Source organism: Micromonospora sp. CPM1 (assembly GCF_023896895.1).
Lineage (GTDB): Bacteria > Actinomycetota > Actinomycetes > Mycobacteriales > Micromonosporaceae > Micromonospora > Micromonospora tulbaghiae.
This window is the reverse complement of record NZ_JAMHIU010000001.1, coordinates 353,434-376,902: the sequence shown is the minus strand read 5'-3', so window position 1 is coordinate 376,902 and position 23,469 is coordinate 353,434. Positions and strand designations below refer to the sequence as shown.

Sequence of the window (23,469 nt, the reverse complement as noted above, 5' to 3'; positions counted from 1 at the left end):
CCCGCGTCAGTTTCCGTCGGTCTTGACGATCTTCTGGCCGTAGGTGCTCAGGTTGTCCAGGCCCTTGAAGGAGTCACCCATGATCTCGCCGAGCTTGTCGGTGGTCAGCGCGTTGAGCTCTTCGAGGTTCTCGTACTCCGCGGCCATCTTCAGCAGGGCGGTCTGCACCGCGAGCAGGGCGGTGTTCATGTTGACGAGCATGTCCTTCATGTCGCCCTTGACGCCGCCGTCCTGGGCCGTCGCCCCGACGATCGCCTGCCGCAGCACCTCGGCCCGGGCGAAGGCGCCGGGACGCGGGTCGATCGCGCCCACCTGGTCGGCCGTGGTGAGCAGGATCTTCCCGGCGCCGGTGATGCTGCCCAGCACGTCCTCCGCGAACCACTTCAGGGCGGCGGTGTTGACCGCCACGCCACTGGTCGAGGCGGTGTCACCCTTGAACGTCGGGTTGATCGCCGGCGGTTTGAAGCCCGAACCGGTCTGGATCTTGTCGTCGATCCAGTCGGACTGGTCGGTGAACGCGGGCGGCTTCACGTTCGACGGGTCGGTGATGTTGTCCTTGTACGTCTTGACGAGGTTCTTCCAGCCGTCGGTGTCGAGGATGTTCTTGTCGTACCAGTCGCGGGCCTCGATCCACTCCGGATGCTCGGCGCGGACCTCGTCCTTCCACTTCTCGTAGTTCACGCCGGTGCGATTGTTCTGGTTCTTGTTGTAGAACGCCATCCAGGAGTCGTGCGCCGCCTGAACGGTGCCCTCCGGCTTGTTGAGGGCGGCGTCGCCCATGCCGTAGGCGTTCATCGCGCTGATGGCTTTGTCGTTGGGGTATCCCCAGTCAATGCGGGCCATGGAGCTCACTCCACTCGAGAGTCGACGACGGAACGTTGGCACAGACCCCAGCGGCCCGGGTCGTCTAGCTCACCGGGCCGGGGACGGACGACGTCGGCCGCCACGCCGCGTCCGCGGCGGCCGTCCGGCGGTTCAGCCGCCGCGGACGTCGTTCCAGATCATGGCGTGACGCTGCTCGGTGGTGCCGTAGTTGTCCGAGATCTGCAGCAGCGTCATCCGGGCCTGCTCCAGGTAGCCGACCATCGAGTCGGCCGCCTGGTTCCAGGCCAGCTTCGAGACCTTGTACTGCTCCTGCGCGGCACCGGTCCACTGGGCGAGGCTGGCCTCGACGGTGCGCTCCATCTCCTCCAGCGACGACTGGATCTGGCCGTTGATGCGGTTCATGTCGGTCAGCACGGCGTCTGCCTGCACGAAGTCGAAGGTGTAGTTGGACATGTCGGTCCTCTCGGGAGATCGGGGGTCGGGGTGCGGCTCAGATGCCCGGCAGGGCCGCGCCGAAGGAGTTGGCCACGCTCGACGCCTCGTCCTCGGCCGTCTGGTAGCCCTTGGTGGTGACACCCATGACCTCGAGCATGTTGAGCAGCTCGTTGATCACCCGCTGGAAGGCGTTCTCCCAGTTGTCCATGGCCTGGTTGAAGCCCTGCGACGCCTGGCCGGTCCAGGAGGAGATCAGGATGGCCATCTGCCCGTTGACCGCGCGCAGCTGGCCGGTGAATTCGGTGGCCTTGTCGGAGAACTCCTGGGCAGCCCGCTGCATACCCTCTTCGGTGGTGCTGACGATCGGCATCGTCACGGCCGGACTCCTCGTGTCAGGGAACGGTGGCAGGGAAGAGTGTTGATCCGCGGCCGTGCCCGGCGGCAACCCGGTCGCGCCACCATGTCCGAACGTCACCCAACATTGCACGGCAGCGCCCCCGGAACGGGCGGCGCCGGCCGACAGCCCGGGAAGAGTGGTTGCACTTTCATGCACTGATCCCCGGCCGGAGTTCCGGCGCGACCGGGGCGGCGTCTTCACTGGACCGCGACGTCGAGGGAGTGGTCCGTCGTGAACTACAGCGAGCGCATCGAAGGCCTGTTCCAGGAGTACGAGCGGCAGCGCAACAGCCTCGCCGAGATGCAGGCCCGGATGAGTGCCCTCTCGGCCACCGCGACGTCACCGCGACGGGAGGTGAGCGTCACCGTCGGCCAGAACGGTGTACTGACCGACGTCCAGTTCCCCTCCGGCGCCCACAAGCGGCTCACCACCGCCGACCTGACCCGGCTCATCCTGGAGACCTACGCCGACGCCAAGGAACAGGTCATGAACCAGGCGGCCGAGGTGCTGGCGCCGGTGCTGCCGGACGGCCTCGACGCCCACAAGCTGGTCCGGGGCCAGGCCGGGGCCGACGCGTTCCTGCCCAAGGAACCCCGCATGGTGACGAGCGTGCGGGAACTCCTGACCCGGGGGCCCGAATGATCGGCAACAATCCCGGCGGGCGGCTGTGGGTCGACCCGGACGGCGTGGAAGGGCTCGGCAGGGCGTACGAGTCGCACGTGCAGCTCTACGAGTCCTACCTCGCCCAGTTGACCGCCCTGCGCGCCCGGTACGCCAACGCCTGGGGCGACGACGACATGGGCGAGCAGTTCTCGACCAAGTTCCTGGAGGGCCTGGACAACCTCGAAGCGATCATCGGTGGCGTCAAGGGCACCCTGCACTACACCGCCCAGGGCCTCACGGAGAGCGGCCGGGCGTACCGGGAGGCGGACGAGGCCGCCCTGGACGTCAGCCGGAAGATGGCCAAGGACTTCGACCGCCTGGACGGCCCCACGTACGCGACGCGGACAGCCGTCACGGGCCGGGTGCTGGAGCCCACCGCGGAGGGTGAGCCGCGCCGGCGCCAGCTGCTGTCCCGCAAGCTGGCGGTCAGTGAGCCGGCCGGTGAACCGGTCACCGAGCAGGCCCGGCTCCTGCCGCAGCAGCAGGGCACGCCGATGCGGTCGGTCCGGCCCGCCGAGCCGCTGCTCCCGGTCACCGCCGCCCTGCCGGCCATCTCGTCCTACTTCGTGCAGCCGGAGTACGCGACCGCGCACGTCGGCGGCCGGCCGCTGCCCGAGGAGTACCGCCTGATCGCGCTCAACCCGTTCGAGGACGGCAGCACCCGGGTGGACGCGAACCTCTACGACTCGATCACCCCGCTGACCGGCACACCCGTCACCACCCCGGACGGCAGGACGATCGATCCCGGACAGGGCCGGTTCTTCGTCGTCAAGGAGAACCCGGCCGTGGACCCCACCGCGCCCGGCTACCAGCCGTTATACCTGAGCTACGCGCCCGACGGCACGCCCACCCCGATCATCCCCGGCGCCTGAGCCACCCACCCGCGCCCCGCTAGGACATGCCCGACTTCCACATCCCCAACGACCCGCAGTGGCAGTGGGCGTACGACCTGATCCTCGTCGCCGTCGGCGAGGAGTACCCGAAGGCCGACCCCACCGCCCTGCGGGCCATGGGCGACGAGCTGTACGCGCTCAGCAGCACCATCCTCAACGGGATGGGCGCCACCGCCAACCTCGGCTACGGGCTGGCCGGGAGCCTGTCCGGCCCGGCGATGGACGCGTTCCAGCAGTACCAGGTCGGGATCACCAAGAACGTGCCGGCCGGCGGCAACATCGCGCTGGCGCTGGGCGGCTCGGCCTACAACTTCGCGCTGGACTCGGAGAACACCCAGTACAACATCGTCATCGCGGCCTTCACCCAGGTGGTGGAGATCGCCATCGCGCTGGCCTCGGGCTTCGGCGCGGCGGCGGTGCCCGCCCTGATCAAGATCGGTCAGGAGATCGTCGGAGCGTTGATCAGCCTGTTCCGCCAGCGGCTGCGGAACATGCTGATGCGGCTGGCCTGGGAGGCGTTCCAGGAGGGCCTGGAGGAACTCTGGCAGAGCGCCGCCGCCCAGGTCACGCAGATCATCGAGGGCAACCGCAAGTCCCTCGACTACAAGGATCTGGCGATGGCGTTCGCCGGTGGCGCCTTCATCGGCGCGGGCGTCAGCGGCGTACAGATGATCGGCGGCAAGTTCTTCCCGAAGATCAACAACAACGTCCTGTCGCGGGAAGGGCTGTCGGCGCTCGCCGAGACGCTGTTCGAGGGCCTGTTCACCATGATGGTCGGCGGCGGCGGCTTCAACCCGTGGGCCACCATGAGCTCGTCGATGATCGGCGGGATGGCCCACCACTACGCCACAGTGGTCGGCCAGAGCTACGGCCCGGGCGCCGCTGCCGGAGCACCACCGCCGACGATCGAGACGAACAACCTCACGACCACCGCGCCCACGCCTCCGCCCACGGCCGTGGACGGACCACCCGTTCCCCCGCCCGTCGGCTCCGCCGCCGGCCCGGGCAGTCAGGGCGGCGGCCCGGGCAGTCAGGGCGGCGGTCCGGGTCCGCAGCCCTCGGGCGGGCCGGTCGCCGGGGGTGGCGGTGCCGGTCAGGGGCCCGGGCAGGGCGATGCCGGGAGTCAGGGGCCGGCGCAGCAGGGCTCGGGGGACCAGGGCCCCGGCAGCCAGGGCACCGGCCAGGGCAGCGCCGCTCCGGGCGCCCAGCCCTCCGGGGGCCAGACCCCGGGCGGTCAGACCCCGGGCGGTCAGACCCCGGGCGGTCAGACCCCGGGCGGTCAGACCCCGGGCGGGCAGACCCCGGGCGGGCAGACCCCGGGCGGGCAGACCCCGGGCGGGCAGACCCCGGGCGGGCAGACCCCGGGCGGGCAGACCCCGGGCGGGCAGACCCCGGGCGGGCAGACCCCGGGCAGCCAAACCGAGGGCGGGCAACCCGCGGGTGACCAAACCGCAGGCGGGCAAACGGCGGGCGGTCAGACGGCTGATGGCCCATCGTCGAGCAGTCCCACCGCTGATGGCCAGACCGGCGGAGGTCAGGTCCGCGACGGCTCACAGGACGGGGCCCAGACCGGCAACACGAGCCCGAACGGCAGCACGAGCCCGAACGACGCCGGAAGTCAGAGCCCGAGCGGGCACGGCACCGCCGGTCAGGGCGCCGACGGCGACCCGCGTGGGGTCGGCGGTCCGGCCCCGGGGTCGGGCCCGGTCGCAGGCGGCGAGGTCACCACCCCGCGCGCCGACTCGACGGGCACGCCGAACGGCACCCCGGCGGGCAGCGGCACCGGTACGCCCACGATCGGCGCCCCGGCCGGCGTCGTGGAGGTCACGGCGGGGTACGGCGGCGGCCTTCCCGGTTTCGATGCTCCGACGCCGAGCAGCGGGCCGACCGGTCTCGACACACCGGCGCCCGTGACGTCGACCGCCGCCACCCCCGGCCCGGCGGCTGTCCCGGCGTCGCCGCCCAGCCAGCCGGCCGGCACGGCCACGACGACCGGCGACCCGGCACCGTCGTCCACCCTCACGCCGGGCGCCGCCGCACCGAGCGCCGGCACTCCGGCCACCGTCATGCCCGGTCCGGCCGCACCGACGACCACCGCACCGGCCACCGGCACGGCGAGCACGAGCACACCGTCCACCGGCACGGCGAGCACCGGCACGGCGAGCACCGGCACGACGTCCACGAGCCCGCCGTCCACGAGTTCACCGACCAGCACGCCGAGCACCGGCACGTCGACCCCGAGCACATCGACCACCGGCACGTCGCCGTCGACCCCGACAAGCACCGGCGAGCCGACCGCTCCCCCGCGTGACGTCGTCAGCACCGTGGAGGCGCCCCCACCACTGGCACCCGTGGAGGGCATCTCGGTCGACGGTCCGGCCGTGGTCGCCTCCCCGGCGGCCGATCCCGGTGCCGGCGCGACGCCCGCACCGGAACCGGCGGTCGCGGCGCCCGGCCCGCTCACCTCCACGGCCGTCGACACCACGACGGTCGACGTCCCGTCGGGCGTCCCGGTGGAAGCCGACGGCCGAGGCACGGGGACGGACCGGACCGGCGCCGGACCGACGGGTGCCGTGGACACCGCGCCGACGCCGGACGGCCCGACGGCGACAGGGCAGCACGACACGGCCGGTCCGGCGCCGGACGGGCCGCAGGGCATTCCCGCGCCGCTCGCCGTCGCGGACCTCCCCGCGCCCACCGGGGCCGGGCCGAGCCCGCAGTTCCGGCAGGCCAAGGCGAGCGCGGAGCCGAAACGGCTGCGCACCGAACGGTACGTGCCCTGGAAGGACACCGTCGTCCCCGGCACACACCTGCTGCGCGGCGAGATCACGACGATCGACTTCACCACCCGGGAGTTCACCGCCGACGGCCGGGACTACCGGTCGTTCGACGTACACCTGGATCTGGTCTCCAAGAACGACCGGATGTCTCCCCAGGAGCTACGGGACTTCGCCGACGCGGTGCAACGCACCGTCGACGAGATGGTCAACAGCCGGTACACGCTGCCCGACGGCCGCCTGCTGCACATCGACCTGGTCGTCGACACGCCGCCGTGGCGCGACGGCATGACCCGTGGCTGGCAGGCCGACCCACGACGCAACCCGCCGGTCGAGGTGACCTCGGAGACCGGGGTCGGCACCGACCAGCACCGGTGGAACACCGGCGACCGCCTGCCCGTGATGGTGCACGAGGTGATGCACTACCTGGGGGCCAAGGAGGGTCACCAGGCCCCCGAGCACCTGTTCACCACCGTCGGCCGCCCGGGGGTGATGGGCCTCGACGTCGACACCCTGCCGGCGTCGCCGGAGCAGGCCGCGACCTCGACCGGGCCGACCGGCTATCTCACCGCTGTGGACCTGGCGACGATCCACGACGCCGCGCTGACCGCCGGCCCGGTGCGCGACCTTCCGGTTCCGCAGACGCCGCACGACCAGACGCCGGACCCGCGTCCGAACCCGCAGATTCCGTCCCGCGCCCCGGCCCCGCCACCGCCACCACCGCCCGGCATGCCGGGCATGCCACCACCGCCGCCACCACCCGGCGTGCCGGGCATGCTCCCACCGCCACCACCGCCGGGCATGCGGCCACCACCCGGCGTGCCGCCACCGCCGCCGGCCGGTCCCACGACCCAGGCCGTCGACCTGACCCCGACGGACCTCTCACCCGCCACGCTGCGCAGCCGTGCGCCGCGGCCCGTGCCGACCCCCGTCGGCCAGAAGCTGAACGAGAAGTACGACGTCGTGCACGTCGTGGACCAGGGATCGCCCGGCCTGGGCCACCAGGCAGCGACGATCGCGATGCTCGACGGGCTGGCCGCCACCGGCTACCGGGGCACGGTCGTGCTCACCTATCCCGGCAACAAGACGCCCTACTACGCCGCGCAACTCGGCCGGCAGCAGGAGTTCGAGACGCCGGCGGGCTCGTACGACCTGTTCCATCGGGAGTGGACCGGCCACCGCGGCGGGATGGACGTCGTCATGCGCCCGCAGGGGCCGCCCGGCACGCGCGAGGAGGCCTGGAAGACGACGAACTGGCCCGGCGCGCCACGGGCCAAGGCGTGGCAGGTGGCGCGGCAGCAGGAGTTCCGGGACAAGAAGGTCCGCGAGCAGAACCACACCCAGAGCCTGCGCCTGGACGAGGTCGGCAGCAGGCCGCTCCCCGAGGGCGACGTGCTGACCGTGCTGCCGGCCGTCGACGTACCGAAGAACGACGACGGCTCGGAGCGGACCGCGGAGCAGAAGCAGGAGTGGTTCCAGCAGGCGTGGGCCGGTCCGCTGCGCGACGCCGCCGGTGGCAGGGACCACGACGTCGTCACGCTCCAGCCGTTCCTGTGGGACCAGTTCCCCCGGCAGGTCCGCAGCGCGGACGGGACGATCACTGATCTCGACCGGGCCTCGACCGGGGTGCCGGCCTACCGCCGCCCGCCGCCCGCCGATCCGCCGCCCGCCCGGGACGTCATCACCACCACCGGCATTCCCGGGGCCGACGACCTCGCGGCCCTGGTCGACGACGACGCCACCGACGTGGTGCTCGTCTACTACGGCGACACGCCCGACACTCCCCCGCACCAGGCGGTCGTCGACCGGCTGGCCGCCGCCGCCCGCCCCGACCGGCCGACTGTCGTCCTGGTCCTCGGCAACGGCGAGCGCGGCTTCACCACGAGCAACGCCGACGTCCACGTCGCCGCGCTGCCCCGCGTCACACCGGAACAGATGGCCGGGCTCCAGGACCGCGCCACGCTCGTGGTCACCGAGGGTGCGAACACCTGGCAGGAGTCCCTCGCGGCGGGCAAGCCCACGCTCTCCGTGACCGGGGCCGCGGGTGACACCCGGCCGTGGGAACACGAGCCCGCACCGGTCCGGGACGACTCCGCCCGAAGTGGCCACGACCTGCTCGTGAACGCGTCGGAGTACCTGCGCAGCGGCGGCGACCCCGCCACGGTGCGGGGCTTCGTCCAGGACGACGACGGCGGCGTGCGGACGTACTTCGACGGGTGGCGGGACGCGCTCGGCCGGACCGGCTCCGACCAGGTCGACCAGGCCCTCGCCACGGTCACCGGCCTGCCGCTGGACCCGGACGCGCGCCCCCGCACCGACACCGCGCCGGGCGCTCCGCCGGTCGACAACACCTTGCGCGTCCCGGGAGTCCCGCCGCCCCGGCTCGCCGCGCCCAAGACCCGCGACGAGATCGACCGGGCGCGCGCCGCGCAGCACGACACCGCGCCACGGCGGGTCGCGAACACCAGCGCGTACGACGTCATCGACCGTGGGCCCCATCCCGACACCCGCGTGCCCGACGTGGTCGCGCGCTCGTACGAGCAGGCCGGCATGCCCCTTCCGGCGGGCGACCGGCCCCGCCCGCGCCTCGACGCGGTCGACAACCGGATCGCGTACGACCATCGGGTGCTGGACCTCGACGGCCGCAGGGTGCAGGACTTCACGGTGAAGGTCTTCCTCGACGCCCGGGACGAAGCGGCGGCGGCCGCGCGGCCGGACGTCGAGACCCGGGTACGCGACGCGGTCGACCGGGTCTACAACCAGGGCTTCCGGATCGGCGCCGATCAGCTGAACGTCACTGTGGAGTTCACGACCCGGCCCAGCGACGCGCACGCCACCGTCGCGCTGCACGGCACCCGGTCGCCGACCACCCAGACCAGCTGGTCGACGCACTCCTCCGACCTGGATCTCGCGCACGAGATCGGGCACTTCCTCGGCCTGCGCGACGAGTACCCGGTGGCGGACCGCGCCCTGGACGGCACGTTCGTCAAGGGCGACAACTCGCTGATGGCGACCACCACGCCGGGCCAGGACCCGCGGCTGCTGGCGCGCAACGTGAACCGGATCGCCGGTCAGCGGTCCGACGTGCTCTCGCCCGACCGCGGCGGACTGCCGCCCCGCACGGTGCCGGTCCGGTTCGAGCCGGTACGGGTGGCCGGCGGCCGCAACGCGCGGTTCGACGAGCTGACCCGGCACACCCGCGAGGTCGGCCCGGGCAACTACCGGCAGGAGACGGCCGACCTCAGGGACGAGGGCGCACCGATCGGGTTCGTCGTCAACTCGATGCTGCCCGCCGACGACGTCGACCAGATCCCCGAGGTGGTCCGCGCCGTCACCGAGGGCCTGGACCCGGGCACCACAGTCGTGTTCGTCTTCGGCGTCAACACCACCGCCGAGGTGCCCGACCTCGCCTTCCGGGAGGCGGTCGCCCGGGCGGCCCGGCTCGTGGAGAGCCTCGACGTGCCGGTGGCGGTGAACGGCTACGCCGTCGGCACGAAGAACGGCAAGTTCCCGTACGGCCGCACCCGCAACCAGGTGCTCCGCGACCCGGACACGGTGGCCGCGATCCAGGGCCTCGCGCAGGGCGGCCCGGACGGCGGGGCCCGGCGCTACCCGTACGTGTCGATCCAGGACTTCGACCTGGGCGCCCGTACGACGGCCGACGGCACCCACGTCTTCGACCGCGTCGACCGCGAGACCCGCTTCGACCCGGACGCGACCGGACGGCAGGGCGAGCCACCGGCCCGGCCTCTGATGATCTCCGGCGGTTACCGCGTCGGTGACACCGAGGAGCTGATCCGGCGTACCCGGGAGCGGCTGGAACGACGCGCGCGCGACCACCGGGCGAGGATCGACGACCTCGCCCCGGGCGACGATCGCACGACCGAGGAACAGAAGCTGGCCGCCGTGCGCAACGGCCTCGCCAAGCTCGACACGCAGGCGGGCCGGGACGCCTTCGTCCGGGACTTCACCACAGCCGTGGACGAGGACATGCGGTCCCGGGACCGGCAGGCCACCGTCCACCCGATGCTCCCGTACTCGCCGGAGCCGAACCTGTTCGTCGACGGCCTGCTCACCCTCGGCCGGCCCGAGGTCCGGTTCGGTGACGCGGGCGCGGAGTTCCTCCTGCTGGCCGAGAGCCTGCACCAGGCGTACGGCGCGGAGCTGGCCGTCGCCCACGGCGCGGCGACGCCGGCGGACCTGCCCGCTGACGTCCTCTCCGTCGACGTCCAGGTCGAGTCGCAGAACAACAGGCATCCCGACCGCGACATGGCCTTCATGACGGACTTCGTGGGCGCCGCCACACCCACCGACCTGTCCCGGCTCGCGGCCGAGTTCGCCGTCGGCAACTTCCTGCCGCAGTCGCACGCCGTACCGACGAACGCCAACCGGCAGCTGTTCCACACCGAGGGCACCGGCTTCAAGGAGTACCGGGCCGACCTGCGCAAGCCGGCCGTCGCCGCCCCGAAGCCGTTCGCCGCGCCCACCGAGGTCGCACCCGGCTCGCAGACGTGGCAGCAGACGCTCACGCCGCAGCAGCTCCGGCAGCTCGGCGCGCAACCGCACAACCGGTACCTCACCGCCGTCTCGCTGCCGGCGCCGGGCGCCGCCCCGGCACCGGACGTCCCGCCCGCTGTCGACCCCGACCTGGACCCGGCGCGGCCGGCGCGGACCGTGGGCCTGCCGAACAGCCAGCGCCTCGTCGCCGCGCACCTGCTGGCGACGTCCGACGACGCCGGCACCGTCCAGCAGGAGTTCGCCGCCGCGACCGCCGTCGCCGACCGCGGCGGGCTCGGCCGGCAGCCGGGTTCCCTCTACGACACGATCGCCGCCGAGATGCCCGGCGACGACGCGGACGACCTGCGGATGCGCACGCTGCGCGCCGGCCGGGACGCGATGAGTCTCGACGAGGCCGCGGCGATGCGGCAGCGCAACCCGTACGACAACGGCCATTTCGTCCGCGCCGTGCTCGCCCCCGACCCCGGGCCGCAGCGCCGCGACACGCCGATCGACGACGCCGAGCGGCGACGCATCGCCAACGCGCACGACGTGGTCGAGTTCGCCGCCGCCCGCGGCACCCAGGTGCACCTGATCGTGTACGACGACCCGGCCGGGCCGCCGCGCGACCACCCGGTGGTCGGCGCCAGGCCGCGTGCCCGGCTGGAGCTGCTCCGCACGATCGACCCGTCGGGTCACGTCACCTACGCACGCCATGTGCCACCGCCGTCGACCCCGGCGAGCGACACCGACAGCGACGGCGACAGCGATTCCGGCGGCTTCGACCTGTTCGGCGACGACGACGGCTACGGCGGCTTCGGCGACCACGACGGCGACGGCGACAGAAGCGACGACAGCGACGACGCTCTGGTCACGTCCGCGCCGGCCGACGACCCCGCCACCCGGTCGACCGCCGACGACACCACCACCACCTCGGAAGAGACCACTGCGGAAGAGACCGCAGCGGAAGAGATCACCGCCGGAGAGGACACCGCGGGCGGGACGTCGTCGGCCACCGAGACCGCCCCGGCGCTTCCGTCGCCCGACGCGGTACGCCGGAGCCTGCCGTCGTACCTGCGGGAGAGCCGCACCCTCGGCCTCGCCGAACAGTTGCGTGCGACCGAGAACGCGGCACTCGGCACGGCGCTGCGGACCCTCGACCCCGGCCTGTCCGACGACGTGGTCGCCGCGGTGGAGGCGGACAGCCGCGACGACGTGGACCAGTTCCTCGGCGAGGGCCGCCCGTATCCGGTCACGATCGGCGGGCGCCCCGCCGAGCTGCGGGTCACCGCCGTCCTCGACTGGGACGCGCTCACAGTGGACCGGGCCCACGACGACCCGCGCAAGGTCACCGCCAAGACCCGGGAGAACCTCACCCACACGCTGCGCCACAACCGGGACCGGCACGTCGAGCCGAAGGCGACTGTCACCGCGATGCCCGGTGTCGTCATCGGGGTCGGCGGCTCGGTGCCGACGACGCCCACCGTGGAGTACTCCGCCGCCCACAAGGACACGTACACGTCCACCACCACCGTCAAGGTCACCGGACTGACCGAGGTGACGGTGCCGATCCGGTTCGTGGCCCGGCTCGTGCGGCCCGGCCGTCCCGCCGCCGCACCGGTCGAGACCTCGGGGAGCGTCGCTCTCGCCGTACACACGGGGTTGCGGACGGCAGACGCGACCGCGCCGGCCGCCGCGGACCGTGCGCTCGACGCGCCGGTGCCGGCCCGGTTCGGAGTGGAGAGTGTCCGGAGCCGGCCGGCCGATCCGGGCGCAACGTTCTTCGACCAGGTGGAGGCGATCCTCGCCGAGGACGGCATGGCCGACCTCGTCCGGATCGGCGCGCCCGGCCGCCCGGTGATGCAGAAGCTGCTCAGCGACGCGACGTTCTCCGGCAGCCTGCCGGCGATGGTGGTCACCGACCCGGCGAACGTCCACGACGGCTGGGTGCGGTCGGGTTCGCTGCCGCGCGCCGCGCGCACCGGCTGGCGGCGCTTCTTCCCGGGCCGGGCCCGGCAGGTCGAGGTCCGCCTGGTCGCCCGGCAGGTCGAGGAGGTGGAGCGGGTCGACGGGCTCACCCACGTCGACACGTCCGCGTTCGGCGGCGAGGGCACGAGCGCCGCCGCCACCAAGCGGCCGTGGGGTCTGTGGGGCCTCGCCGGCGCCGGAGTGGACGCCGCGCCGCTGAGCCTGGTCGTCGGGCCGCGCGTCGGCGGCGGCCGGGAGCGTGGCGCCACCCAGACGATCGCCGAGCGGACCGGCGGCAAGCAGACGGTGACGGGCACCGCGCCCGGCGTCCGCTACCGCGTCGAGTACGGCGTCCAGGTGCGCGTCCTGGGCCGCGCGCCGCGGATGCTGTCCGGTTCCGTCGACGCGCTCCAGTGGACGACCGGCGACCGGCTGCCCGGCACCGCCCTCGACCCGGACGGCCGGGAGTGGCGCGGACGGCGCGGCGCCGACCGGACCCACTTCGCACCGGCACGCGTCGAGCAGGGCGAGTCGTTCGGCGGCACGTACCTGACCCGGGTCGGCGACCGCAGCCTGTACGAGACGGTCGCCGACGCGGTGCGGTCGGTACCCGGTCACGAGCGGTTCCGCCTGGCCACCCGCGACGAGATGCTGCGGCACTTCGGCGACGAGCAGCTCGCCGACGGGCTGACCCCCGAACTCCAGGCGGCGCTGACCCGGTCCACCGACCTGCGGACGCAGCTCTCCCCCGACCAGCTGCGCCACCTGGCGGACCGGATCGTCGGCCCCGGGCTGAAGATCCCGCTGATCCGCACCGGCACGTTCCACGACCACGTCACTGTGGTGACCATCCGGGGCAGCCTCGGCGACGTGTCCGACGGCGACCTGCTCGACCACGACAAGATCGGCACCGCCGCCAAGCGGACCGCCAGGTCCACGGTGACCAGCGCCCGCGACGACAGCCGGTCGGCCGAGCTGAGCCTGGAGCCCCGCATCCTCGGCCCGCTCGGCCAGGCCGCCTCGACGCTGCTCGGCGGCCCGCGCGCCGCGCTCACCTGGGGCACCACCGACGAGAGCGCCGTCACCGGTGGGCAGTCCACCGAGAGCGACCACGGGCCGGCGCTCGACGACGACGGCAAGCCCACCGGGGTACGGCTGCGCGAGTTCGCCGCCACCCTCGACCTCACCGTCAGCACCCGGTCCACCGTCCGGGTCAACCAGGCCGGGCGGCAGCTGTCCCTCGGGACGTACGGCCGGGACGTGCCCACCGTCGTCGCCACGTCCGAGCAGCGTCCCCGCACGCACCGCCTCGACGTGCGCATGCTGGTCCCGGAGCCGCGCGTGTCCCGGCAGCGCTCCGCTGCGGAGCCCGGCCCGGTCCCCCGCGACGTGGAGACCATGGCGTACCCGCCTCCGCTGAGCCGGATGACCGGCGGGCCGCACGATCTCGACGGACGCCGGGTGGAGTCGTTCGTCGGCGCCGACCGGTTGCAGGAAGCGGTAGTCGAGACGCTGCGCGAGGCCGGCCGGGACGACGTCTACGCGGTCGAGGACGGCCTGATCTCCACCGTGGTCGCCGACGAGCTGTCGCCCGAACGCCTCACCGGTGACGCCGAGCTGTTCAGCCGCCCGCTGGCACTGAGCAACCTGTGGCACGGCCGCCGGGCCGCCGACGCCCGCGCCGACGTGCGGGTACGGCTGCGGCCCACCAACCCGACGGTGCTCGACGGCGCCGAGTTCGCCCGGGTCAAGCGGACCTTCGCCAGCGGCACCGCCCGCAAGAGCACGAACGCGCGCGCGATCGAGCTGAGCGTCTCCGGCACCGGCGTCGCCTCGGTCAGCGGGCCGGTCACCGACCACGGTGGCAGCACCGGCCGGCCCGGGGGCGCCGTCATCCTGTCCGTCACGCCGTGGCGGCGGGCGTGGGGGCGGATCAGCGAGCGCAGCGTCTCCGGCGTGTCCAAGCTGCGCCTCGGCGGCGGCCGGGCCGAACGCGAACTGCTGGTGCGGGTGGACGTCGAGGCGGAGGTGGTCGCCGAGGCCCGGCACGACAGCAACCTGCGTCCGCTGGGCCGCTGGCCCGGCGCACCGGCCCGGCGGGCCGGCCGGCGGCTCACCCTGCCCGGCGCGGTCGTCATGCGGATGACCCCGGCGGAGCTGAAGCAACTCCAGGACCGCGACCGCGCCCGTCGGCACGGCACCGCCGACGTACGGCTGCAACTGGAACACGCCGAGCGGGCCGGGACGCTTCGCGCCGACCAGGACGAGCAGCGCGCGCGGATGGCCCGCGAACAGGCCACGGAACGCGGGAACCTGCTGCGGCGGCAGCACACCGAGCAGCGCGACGCCCGCGCCTACGTCGACCGGGTCCACCGGGACCGCGCCGTCGACGCGGCGGCCCGGCAACTCGTCGACGACTCCTTCGCCGCACTTCAATACCGCCACCGGCGCGAACTCGGCGAGCTGACCGCCACGCACGACACGGCCACGCAGGCGCTGCTGGCGGCGCAGGAGCAGGAGCGGGCCACACAGGCCGAGCACCAGCAGCGGGAACGCGACCTGGTACGCGAGGCACAGCAGCGGCGCGACGAGGACGCGGCCGGCCCCGGCACGACCGCCCACGCGGCACAGCCGGAGTTCCGGCCCGGACCGCGACTGTCGCTCGGCATCGGCGGTGTCACCACCCACATCGACCTCACCGACCGCATCCCGCACCTGCGGCGTGCCCTGGCCCGGGAGTCGAGCGAGGAACTCGCCCAGGCGATCCTGCCGTCGACCCGGGACCGCGGCCCGAACGACCCGATCCGGGGGCTCGGCAGCACCGGCTTCCTCGGCGCCGCCCACCTGCACCTGGCCGACGCGCTCAACGGGGGCCGGAGCGAGACGGTACGGCTGGAACGGCGGTTCCGGGGCGCCACGTACCACGTCACGCTCACCGCCGAGCCGGTCGGCGAACCGAGCTTCACCGGCATCGACCTGGTCGACGAACTGTCGGTCACCGACCGCGCTGTGGTCGGCGAGGCGCACACCCGCACCACCTCGCGAACGGCGGCGCAGGTCACGCTGACCGGGCGGGCGCAGGGCACCGAGACCGACCGGGTCGACGGCGACGCCACCCGCACCACCGGGCACGGCCCGGCCTCCGGAACCGTGGCCGCCGGGCTCACCGGCACCGCGGCCCTCGGCAACCAGGCCACCAAGTCGACCGAGCGCACCGGCCGCACGTACGAGCAGTCGCTGACCGTCTCCGGTCCGGTGCCCACGTACCGCGGTCCGGTGCGCCTCACCGTCACCGTCACGGGCAGAGGGCTGCCCGAGGGCGGCGTGTCGGTCCACGCGGTCCACGACGTCACCACGTACTCGGCGACCGAGGGCAGGGAACCGGCCGCCTCCGGCCCGGTCACACCGGTTGCCGCCGAGCAGACCACCGACGAGGGGCGGCGGCTGTGGCGCGAGGAGGCCGGGTTCGACCGGCTGCCCGAGCCGGGCCGGTTCGCGGTCGAGGACGTCCTGGTCGACCTGCCCGGCCTGCACGACGCGGCCCGGCAGGCGCTCGTCGCCTCCGGCGCCGCACCCGGCCGGGACGTCGACGCGGCGCTGCGCGACACACTGACCGTGAGCCGGATCAAGGCGCTGCCGGCGATGCTGAACGGCGCGTTCCCGCTGCCGATGCCGGCCGGGCTGGGCCGCGACCTGTTCCTCGACGCCCGCCTGGTGGCCCGTCCGAAGCTCCTGCGCGCGGACGCCACGGTGAAGATCGGCGGCTCGGCGAAGCGCAGCGCGGACACTGAGTACGAGCAGACCGCCGGCCGTTCGTTCGCGCTGAAGACGGCCGGGCCGCTCGTCGTCGGCGGCGTCGGCCATCCGGGCGGCGCGAGCCGGGTGGGCGAGCGGCAGGACTTCGCCGCCGTGAACGCGGCCACGCTGGTCGAGCAGCAGCTCTACCGGACCGACCCGGGCGCGCAGGTGAAGGACGAGGGCAAGGTCGCCGCCGCCACGACCGGCAAGCCGGCCCGGCGCACCGACCCGGACGACAAGCTCACCGCCGCGGTCGAGTACGACGTCGAGTTCCGTTTCGTCGCCCGGTCCCGCGACGCCGGCGGCAAGCACCGGGCCGGCACCGAGGTCCGGGTGCCCGGCGGCTTCGTCGTCCGGCTGGACGAGGCGGCGGCCCGGGACGTCACCGGCCGGGACCTCCCCCCGGGTCTGCGTACGTCAGCGCTCGCCGTCGCCGACGCGGCGAAGACGCTGTCCGCCGCGTCAGCCCGCCTGGACGGGCTGACGTCCCGGACGGACGCGGACGCGGAGGCCGTCGCCGAGGCCGAACGGGCCCTGACGGAGGCCGAGAACGCCTGGTGGGACGCCTACCGCGCGCACGAGGCCGAGGTCGCCCCGCCACCGGACCCGGCACCGCCGGTGGACGTGCCCGCCGCCGAGGTGGCCACGCCCACCGCGCAGGCGCCGGTCGTCGGCGACCCGGTCGACGTCACCACCGGCCGGGTCCTCTACACCGAGGTCGACGCCCGGCTCCCCGGGCTCACCCTGGAACGGACCCACCGCTCCGACTACCGGTGGGGCCGCTGCTTCGGCCCGACCTGGGCCTCCACGCTGGACCAGCGCGTCGTCACCGACGACACGTACGCGCGGTTCCTGGCCGCCGACGGCTCCATCCACACGTACCCGATGCCGGCCGAGGGCGACGAGGCGCTGCCGGTCGCCGGCCCCGGCGGGCCGCTGCGCCGGCTGGCCGGCGGCGGCTGGCTGCTCACCGAACCGGGCCGGTCGCTGCTGTTCGCACCCGCCGGCGCGCACGGCGACGCCTGGCTCACCGACGTGGTCACCGACCGCACCGGATGGCGGATCGAACGCTCCGGCGACGGCACACCCGAACTCCTGCTCTCCGCGTCCGGCCTGGTCGTGGTGCCGCACCTGGCCGGCGGCCTGGTCGTCGGCGGGCACGTCCGCGCCGAGGACGACACGGTCCACCTTCCCTCCTTCGGCTACGACGAGCGGCGGCGCCTGGTCGAGGTCCGCAACTCCTCCGGTCAGGAGACGCGGCTGCGCTACGACGACGCGGGCCGGCTCGTGCGCTGGCAGGACCGCAACGGCGAGTGGTTCGGATACGACTACGACGAGGCGGGCCGCTGCGTCCGGGCCGGCGGCGGCGGTGACCGGCTGCGCTACGCCCTGCGGTACGACGACGGCGTCACGCACGTGACGGACTCGCTGGGCCAGGTGACCCGGTACGAGTTCGACGAGCAGCACCGGGTCACCGCGATCGTCGACCCGCTGGGCGCGACGGTCCGGCAGGAGTGGGACGCGGCGCACCGGCTGCTGTCGCGCACCGACCAGCTCGGTCGCGTCACCCGGTTCGACCACGACGCGCGCACGCTCACGCTCCCGGACGGCTCGACCCGCCCGGTCCCGCCGCGCCGGCCCGCGCCCGCGCCCGAGGACGACATCGAGTTCGACGCGCTCGGACGGGTCCGGGCGACCTGGGCCCCGGACGGCGCGGTCACGACGTACGGCTGGACCGCCGAGGGGGATCTCGCGTGGCGGGCCCGCCCGGACGGCTCCACGCAACGGTGGTTCTACGACGGTGAAGGGAATCTGGTGGACGTCATCGACGCATCAGGAAGGGCGGTGAGCTTCGAGTACGGCCCCTTCGATCTGCCCACGGCACGGGTGGATCAGGCGGGGAACCGCACCGAGTTCACGTACGACACGGAACTACGGCTGACATCGGTGCGGAATCCGGCCGGTCGGACGTGGCGCTACGAGTACGACGCGGCCGGCCGGCTGTGCGGGCAGACCGACTTCGACGGCCGTACCCAGCGTTACCGGCACGACGAGGCGGGCCAGCTGGTCGCGCACACCGACTCCGCCGGCAACGTCACCCACTATCGCTGGGACGCGCTGGGCCGGGTCGTCGAACGCCGGGTCGGCGACGCCGTCACCCGCGTCGAGTACGACGCCGACGGCCACGTGGCCGCCGTGCTCAGCCCGGACGCGCAGGTGCGGTTCATCCGCGACGCGGACGGCCGGGTGGTGTCCGAGACGATCAACGGGCGGACGGTGCGCACCTCGTACACCGCCTCCGGCGCGGTCGAGACCCGCACCACGCCGTCGGGCCGGTCGAGCCGCTGGACGTTCGACGCCGACGGGCGCCCGGAGAGCCTGACCGCCGGGGAGCACCTGCTCGGCTTCACCCACGACGACGCCGGGCGCGAGATCGGCCGGACCATCGGCGGCCTGGTCGCGCTGCGGCAGACCTTCGACGCGGCCGGCCGGCTCACCGGCCAGCACCTCGCCGACGGCGCCGAGCGCCGCTACACCTACGACGCCGCCGACCGGGTCACCGCGATCGCCGACTCGCTCGCCGGTGACCTGGCGTTCACCGCCGACGACACCGGCCGCATCCGGGCCGTCGACGGGGACGTCCCGCAGCGGTACGACTACGACGAGGCCGGCAGCCTGGTCGGCGCCGGCGGCGGGCGCTGGGAGTTCACCGGCACCATGCTGGTGCGCTCCGACGACGCGACGTTCTCCTACGACGCGAAGGGCCGCCTCACCGGCCGGGTCGACGACGCGGGCGCGTGGCGCTTCGAGTGGGACGCCGAGGACCGCATGGTCCTGGCCGTCACGCCCGGCGGCGACCGCTGGCGCTACCGCTACGACGGTTTCGGCCGGCGCATCGCCAAGCAGCGCCTCGGCGACGGCGACCGGGTGCTGGAGGAGGTGTCCTTCGCCTGGTCCGGCGACCTGATGCTGGAGCAGACGCACCGCGACGCCGCCGGCGCCACCACCACGACCACGTGGGACTACCGCCCGGACGCCCCGGTGCCGGTCGCGCAGACCGACGACGGCACCCTCCGCGCGGTGGTCACCGACCCGATCGGCACCCCGACCCACCTGGTCGAGCCGGGCGGCGGTCTGCGCTGGTGGTCGCGGGGTGACCTGTGGGGACGCGGCGCGGACCGCAGCGCGACGCCGCTCGCCTTCCCCGGCCAGTACGTCGACGCCGAGACCGGCCTGCACTACAACCGGTTCCGCTACTACGACCCGGCCACCGGCCGGTACGTCAGCCCCGACCCGCTCGGCCTGTCCGGCGGGCCGAACCCGACCGCGTACGTGAGCGACCCGCTGACCGTCGCCGACCCGCTGGGCCTGACCAGTTGCACGCCCGCCCCGGCGACGCCGCACCCGCTGGCCACTGTGGAACCGGCGCTCGCCGCGCCCTCGGACCAGACGCCCAGCAGCCTGCCCACGAACCCGGCACCGCCGCCGCCGAGCGCGCTCTACGGCATGCCGACCTGGGTACAGGAGCCCAGACGCAACGCGGACGGCACCGTCACCTACGAGTACGTGGAGCGCGACACCCCGTCGCCGCCGCCGCTGAACACCCCGGTCGGGCAGGTCACCGCGCAGGCCCAGGCATGGTTCGACACTGTCGGTTTCGCCTCGCAGACGACGCTGGCCGACACGTCCTCGGCGGCGTACCAGAGCTACCAGAGCATCCGTTCCGACCTGTACGCGAGCACCGGGCACCGCCCGCGTACCGGCCCCCGCAGCAACCGGGACGGCCACTTCAACGAGCCGATGGTCGGCAACCGCCCGTACAACAACGCGGACGGGACCGGCCTCGGCGACCGGATCGGCGCGGAGTCCGACGGCGGTCGCCGGACCGCCAGCCAGATCGCGAACTACCTGCGGGGGTTCACGCAGATCGACTCCATCACCAGCGCCGCCGGGCGGGAGTTCGCCGCTGTGGTCACGTTCGCCGAGCAGGCCCGTGGCTACACCCAGGAGCGTCACGAGGCGGCGAACGCGCTCCAGGAGATCCACTCCCTGGCGAGGAGCGAACGCGCACAGCACTACTGGGAGAACGTCGGTCACTGGTACGGCCCCGCCCGTCGCGGTTACGCCAGCGAGGAGGACTACGTTCCGCCGTCGCAGCGGCCCCGGCCCGATCAGCTGATCACCGGTGAACGCAGGCGGCAGCGGACCACGACGCACGCCTACGCCGTCGACGGTGAGCCGAGCGGCAGCCGGGACCGGAACGACAGGTCGCGCAGCCCGCGGGACCGCAGCCGTCCCGGCGGCAGCAGCCACCGCCGGGGCCGTCGTCAGGAGTACGGCTTCCAGGGGCAGCAGACCGGTCCGGTCAGTATCGGCACCGCCTCCGCCGCCACGCAGGCGGACACCACGACGCCGCTGGCCGAGCAGCTGGCGGCGGCGCAGGGCGACCCGCAGGCGCAGGCCCGGATCCTCGACACCTTCCGGGACGCACTGTCGCGGAACGTCACGTTGAGCAACGGGTCGACGTTGCAGATCATGGCCGCCAACTCGCACGGTGACACGGCCAACACCGACGTCGACCTGGAGACGCTCAACGACGCGGACCGGCGGCACCTGCGGCAGATCCACCAGTCCCGTGACAGCGGCAACCAGAACGACTGCATCACGCTCACGATGGCGGTCGACAGCTACAAGCAGTCCGGGTTGATCACCCAGATCCCGCCGCAGACGCAGCCGAGGGAGCTGAGCGACCTCCAGAAGCAGTACCCGGGGCGCACCACCGAGGAGGTCGGCACCCTCCAGGGGCTGGTGGACGCGCTCGGCGCCATGCCGAACGGCACCAACGGCATCGTCGGCTTCCGCACCGGTGGTCCGGGCACCGTCGGTCACGTGGTGAACGTGTCGAAGGACTCGCAGGGCCGGGTGACGTTCGAGGACTCGCAGGTCCCCGGTCTGGCCACGCTGCCGCAGATCGGACCGGACGGTTCCGTCGTCCTGATCCGGACCAGCGACCCGATGCCCGGCCCGTCCTCCGACGTCGACATGGCGTCGGTCCGCGACGCGGACTCCGACGTGGACATGACCTCGGTCCGCGACGGCGACTCCGACGTCGACATGGCCTCCGTCCGCGACGGCGACTCCGACGTCGACATGGCCTCCGTCCGCGACGGTGACTCCGACGTCGACATGGCGTCGGTCCGCGACGGCGACAGCGACGTGGACATGGCGGACTTCTCGCCGACCACCGAGACGTTCGCCGGTGTGGCGCCGGAGGCGGTGGCGAAGACCACCGCGCAGACGCCGACGGTGGGTGACCCGATCGACGTCACCACCGGCCGGATGATCCTCACCCACACCGACGCGGTGATGCCGGGGCTCACGCTGGAGCGGACCTACCGCTCCGACTACCGGTGGGGCCGGTCGTTCGGCCGGGCCTGGGCCTCCACGGTCGACCAGCGGATCGTCGTCGACGGCGAGCAGGTCCGCTACCTGGCCGCCGACGGTTCGCTGCTCACGTACCCGCTGCCCGCCGAGGGCGAGGTGGCGCAGCCGGAGACCGGCCGGACGCTGCCGCTGCGCCGGCTGGTGGGCGGCGGCTGGCTGCTGACCGACCCGACGTCCGGCCGCAGCCTGCTGTTCGCCGCGGCGTCGGACACCGAGTCGCTGCTCACCGACGTCACCGACGGGGGCGTCCGTTGGACGATCGTCCGCGACCGCCGGGGTACGCCGACCCGGCTGCTGTCGTCCACCGGGGCCACCGTCGCGTTCACCTCGTCCGCCGGGCTGGTCACGATGGTCTCCCTGCCCAACGCGGCCGGTGACCTGACGGTGGCGTCGCAGTTCGGCTACGACGGCGACCTCAACCTGATCGAGGTGACGAACTCCTCGGGCGACCCCGAGCGCTTCACGTACGCCGACGGGCGGCTGGTGCGCTGGGAGGACCGCAACGGCGAGTGGTACACGTACACCTACGACGGGGCCGGCCGGTGCGTCGCCACCGACGGCAGGGGCGGCTACCTGCGTTACCGGTTCGACTACCAGCCGGGCCGCACGGTGGTGACCGACTCGCTCGGCGCGGTGCGCACGTACGAACTCAACGACCGCTTCCAGGTGGTCGCGGAGACCGACGCGCTCGGCGCGACCACGCGCAACGTCTGGGACGAGGCGTACCGCCTGCGGTCCACGACCGACCCGCTGGGCCGCACCACGTCCAGCGAGTACGACGCGCTCGGGCGGCTGACCGCGGTCACCCGGCCGGACGGCAGCCGGTCCACCACCACGTACGACGAACTCGGTCGCGCGGTGTCCTGGACCGACTTCGACGGCAGCACCCGCAACCGCCAGTTCGGCCCGGACGGGCTGATGGTCGCCGAGGTGGACGCCTCCGGTGAGGTGGTCCGGTACGAGCAGCCGGCCGCCGACGGCCGGGGCACGACCACCCACGTCGGACCGACCGCCGTCGTGCGCGACGCGGCCCGCCGGATCACCTCGGTGAGCACCGGGCAGGGCGAGACGGAGTACGTCTACGACACGCTCGGCCGCCTGTTCAGCATGCAGGACGACACCGGTCTCACCGAGTTCGGCTGGACGCTGGAGGGTGACCTGGCCTGGCGGGAGAACCCGGACGGCTCGGTCGAGGAGTTCCTCTACGACGGCGAGGGCAACCTGGTCGAGTGGGTCGACGCCACCGGCCGCCGGACGATCCGCGAGTACGGCGCGTTCGACCTGGTCACGGCCGAGATCGACGACGAGGGCAACCGCACCGAGTACGCGTACGACACCGAGCTGCGGCTGGTCCGTGTCACCAACCCGGCGGGCGCGACGTGGAGCTACACGTACGACCCGAACGGCCGGATGGTGTCCGAGACCGACTTCGACGGCCGCACCCAGCGGTACGTCTACGACGCCGCCGGGCAGCTCGTCGAGCGCACCGACGCGGCCGGCGAGGTCACGCACTACACGTACGACCTGCTCGGCCGGCTCGTGGAGCGGCGCACCGGCGAGTCGGTGACGCGCCTCGCGTACGACGCGGCGGGGCGGGTCGTCCCCGCCGAGGGTGACGCCTCGCCGATCCGGCCGGAGCACGACGCCGCCGGCCGGGTGGTCACCGAGCCGCTGAACGGCGCCACGGTGTCCACCTCGTCCGGCGGTTCCCTGCCGGAGCCGGGCACCGCTCCCGTACCCCGGCGGTGACCCGCCGCCCGCCCCGGCCGTC

Annotated in this window: 6 protein-coding genes; 3 read left to right on the top strand and 3 right to left on the bottom strand. The window is 73.7% G+C overall.

Translation table 11 applies throughout. The features are described 5' to 3' along the window. Positions 1–6 precede the first annotated feature (6 nt). The 3 genes from M8C11_RS01330 to M8C11_RS01320 all read right to left on the bottom strand — a co-directional run bounded on the left by M8C11_RS01330 (position 7) and on the right by M8C11_RS01320 (position 1,636). Positions 7–843, bottom strand: coding sequence for a hypothetical protein (locus tag M8C11_RS01330; RefSeq protein WP_208576442.1), 837 nt, complete (start codon positions 841–843; stop codon positions 7–9). Between the two features lie 132 nt (positions 844–975). Further along, positions 976–1,278, bottom strand: coding sequence for a WXG100 family type VII secretion target (locus M8C11_RS01325; protein WP_013286988.1), 303 nt, complete (start codon positions 1,276–1,278; stop codon positions 976–978). Positions 1,279–1,315: 37 nt separating this feature from the next. Continuing rightward, positions 1,316–1,636 (bottom strand): WXG100 family type VII secretion target, encoded by a 321-nt coding sequence (locus M8C11_RS01320; RefSeq protein ID WP_091416604.1) that lies wholly within the window; start codon positions 1,634–1,636, stop codon positions 1,316–1,318. 252 nt (positions 1,637–1,888) lie between these two features. Here M8C11_RS01320 and M8C11_RS01315 point away from each other — a divergent pair, with 252 nt between their 5' ends. The 3 genes from M8C11_RS01315 to M8C11_RS01305 are packed head-to-tail and all read left to right on the top strand — an operon-like array spanning position 1,889 to position 23,447. Next, positions 1,889–2,299 carry a YbaB/EbfC family nucleoid-associated protein gene (locus tag M8C11_RS01315; RefSeq protein ID WP_121685092.1) on the top strand — a complete coding sequence of 137 codons (411 nt, stop codon included), beginning with the start codon at positions 1,889–1,891 and terminating at the stop codon, positions 2,297–2,299. Beyond that, positions 2,296–3,192, top strand: a complete 897-nt coding sequence (locus M8C11_RS01310; RefSeq protein WP_252447900.1) for a WXG100 family type VII secretion target — start codon at positions 2,296–2,298, stop codon at positions 3,190–3,192. The genes M8C11_RS01315 and M8C11_RS01310 overlap by 4 nt, the downstream gene beginning before the upstream one ends. A 26-nt stretch (positions 3,193–3,218) precedes the next feature. Next, complete coding sequence (locus tag M8C11_RS01305) at positions 3,219–23,447, top strand: DUF6531 domain-containing protein (RefSeq protein WP_252448163.1); 20,229 nt, start codon at positions 3,219–3,221, stop codon at positions 23,445–23,447. Positions 23,448–23,469 lie beyond the last annotated feature (22 nt).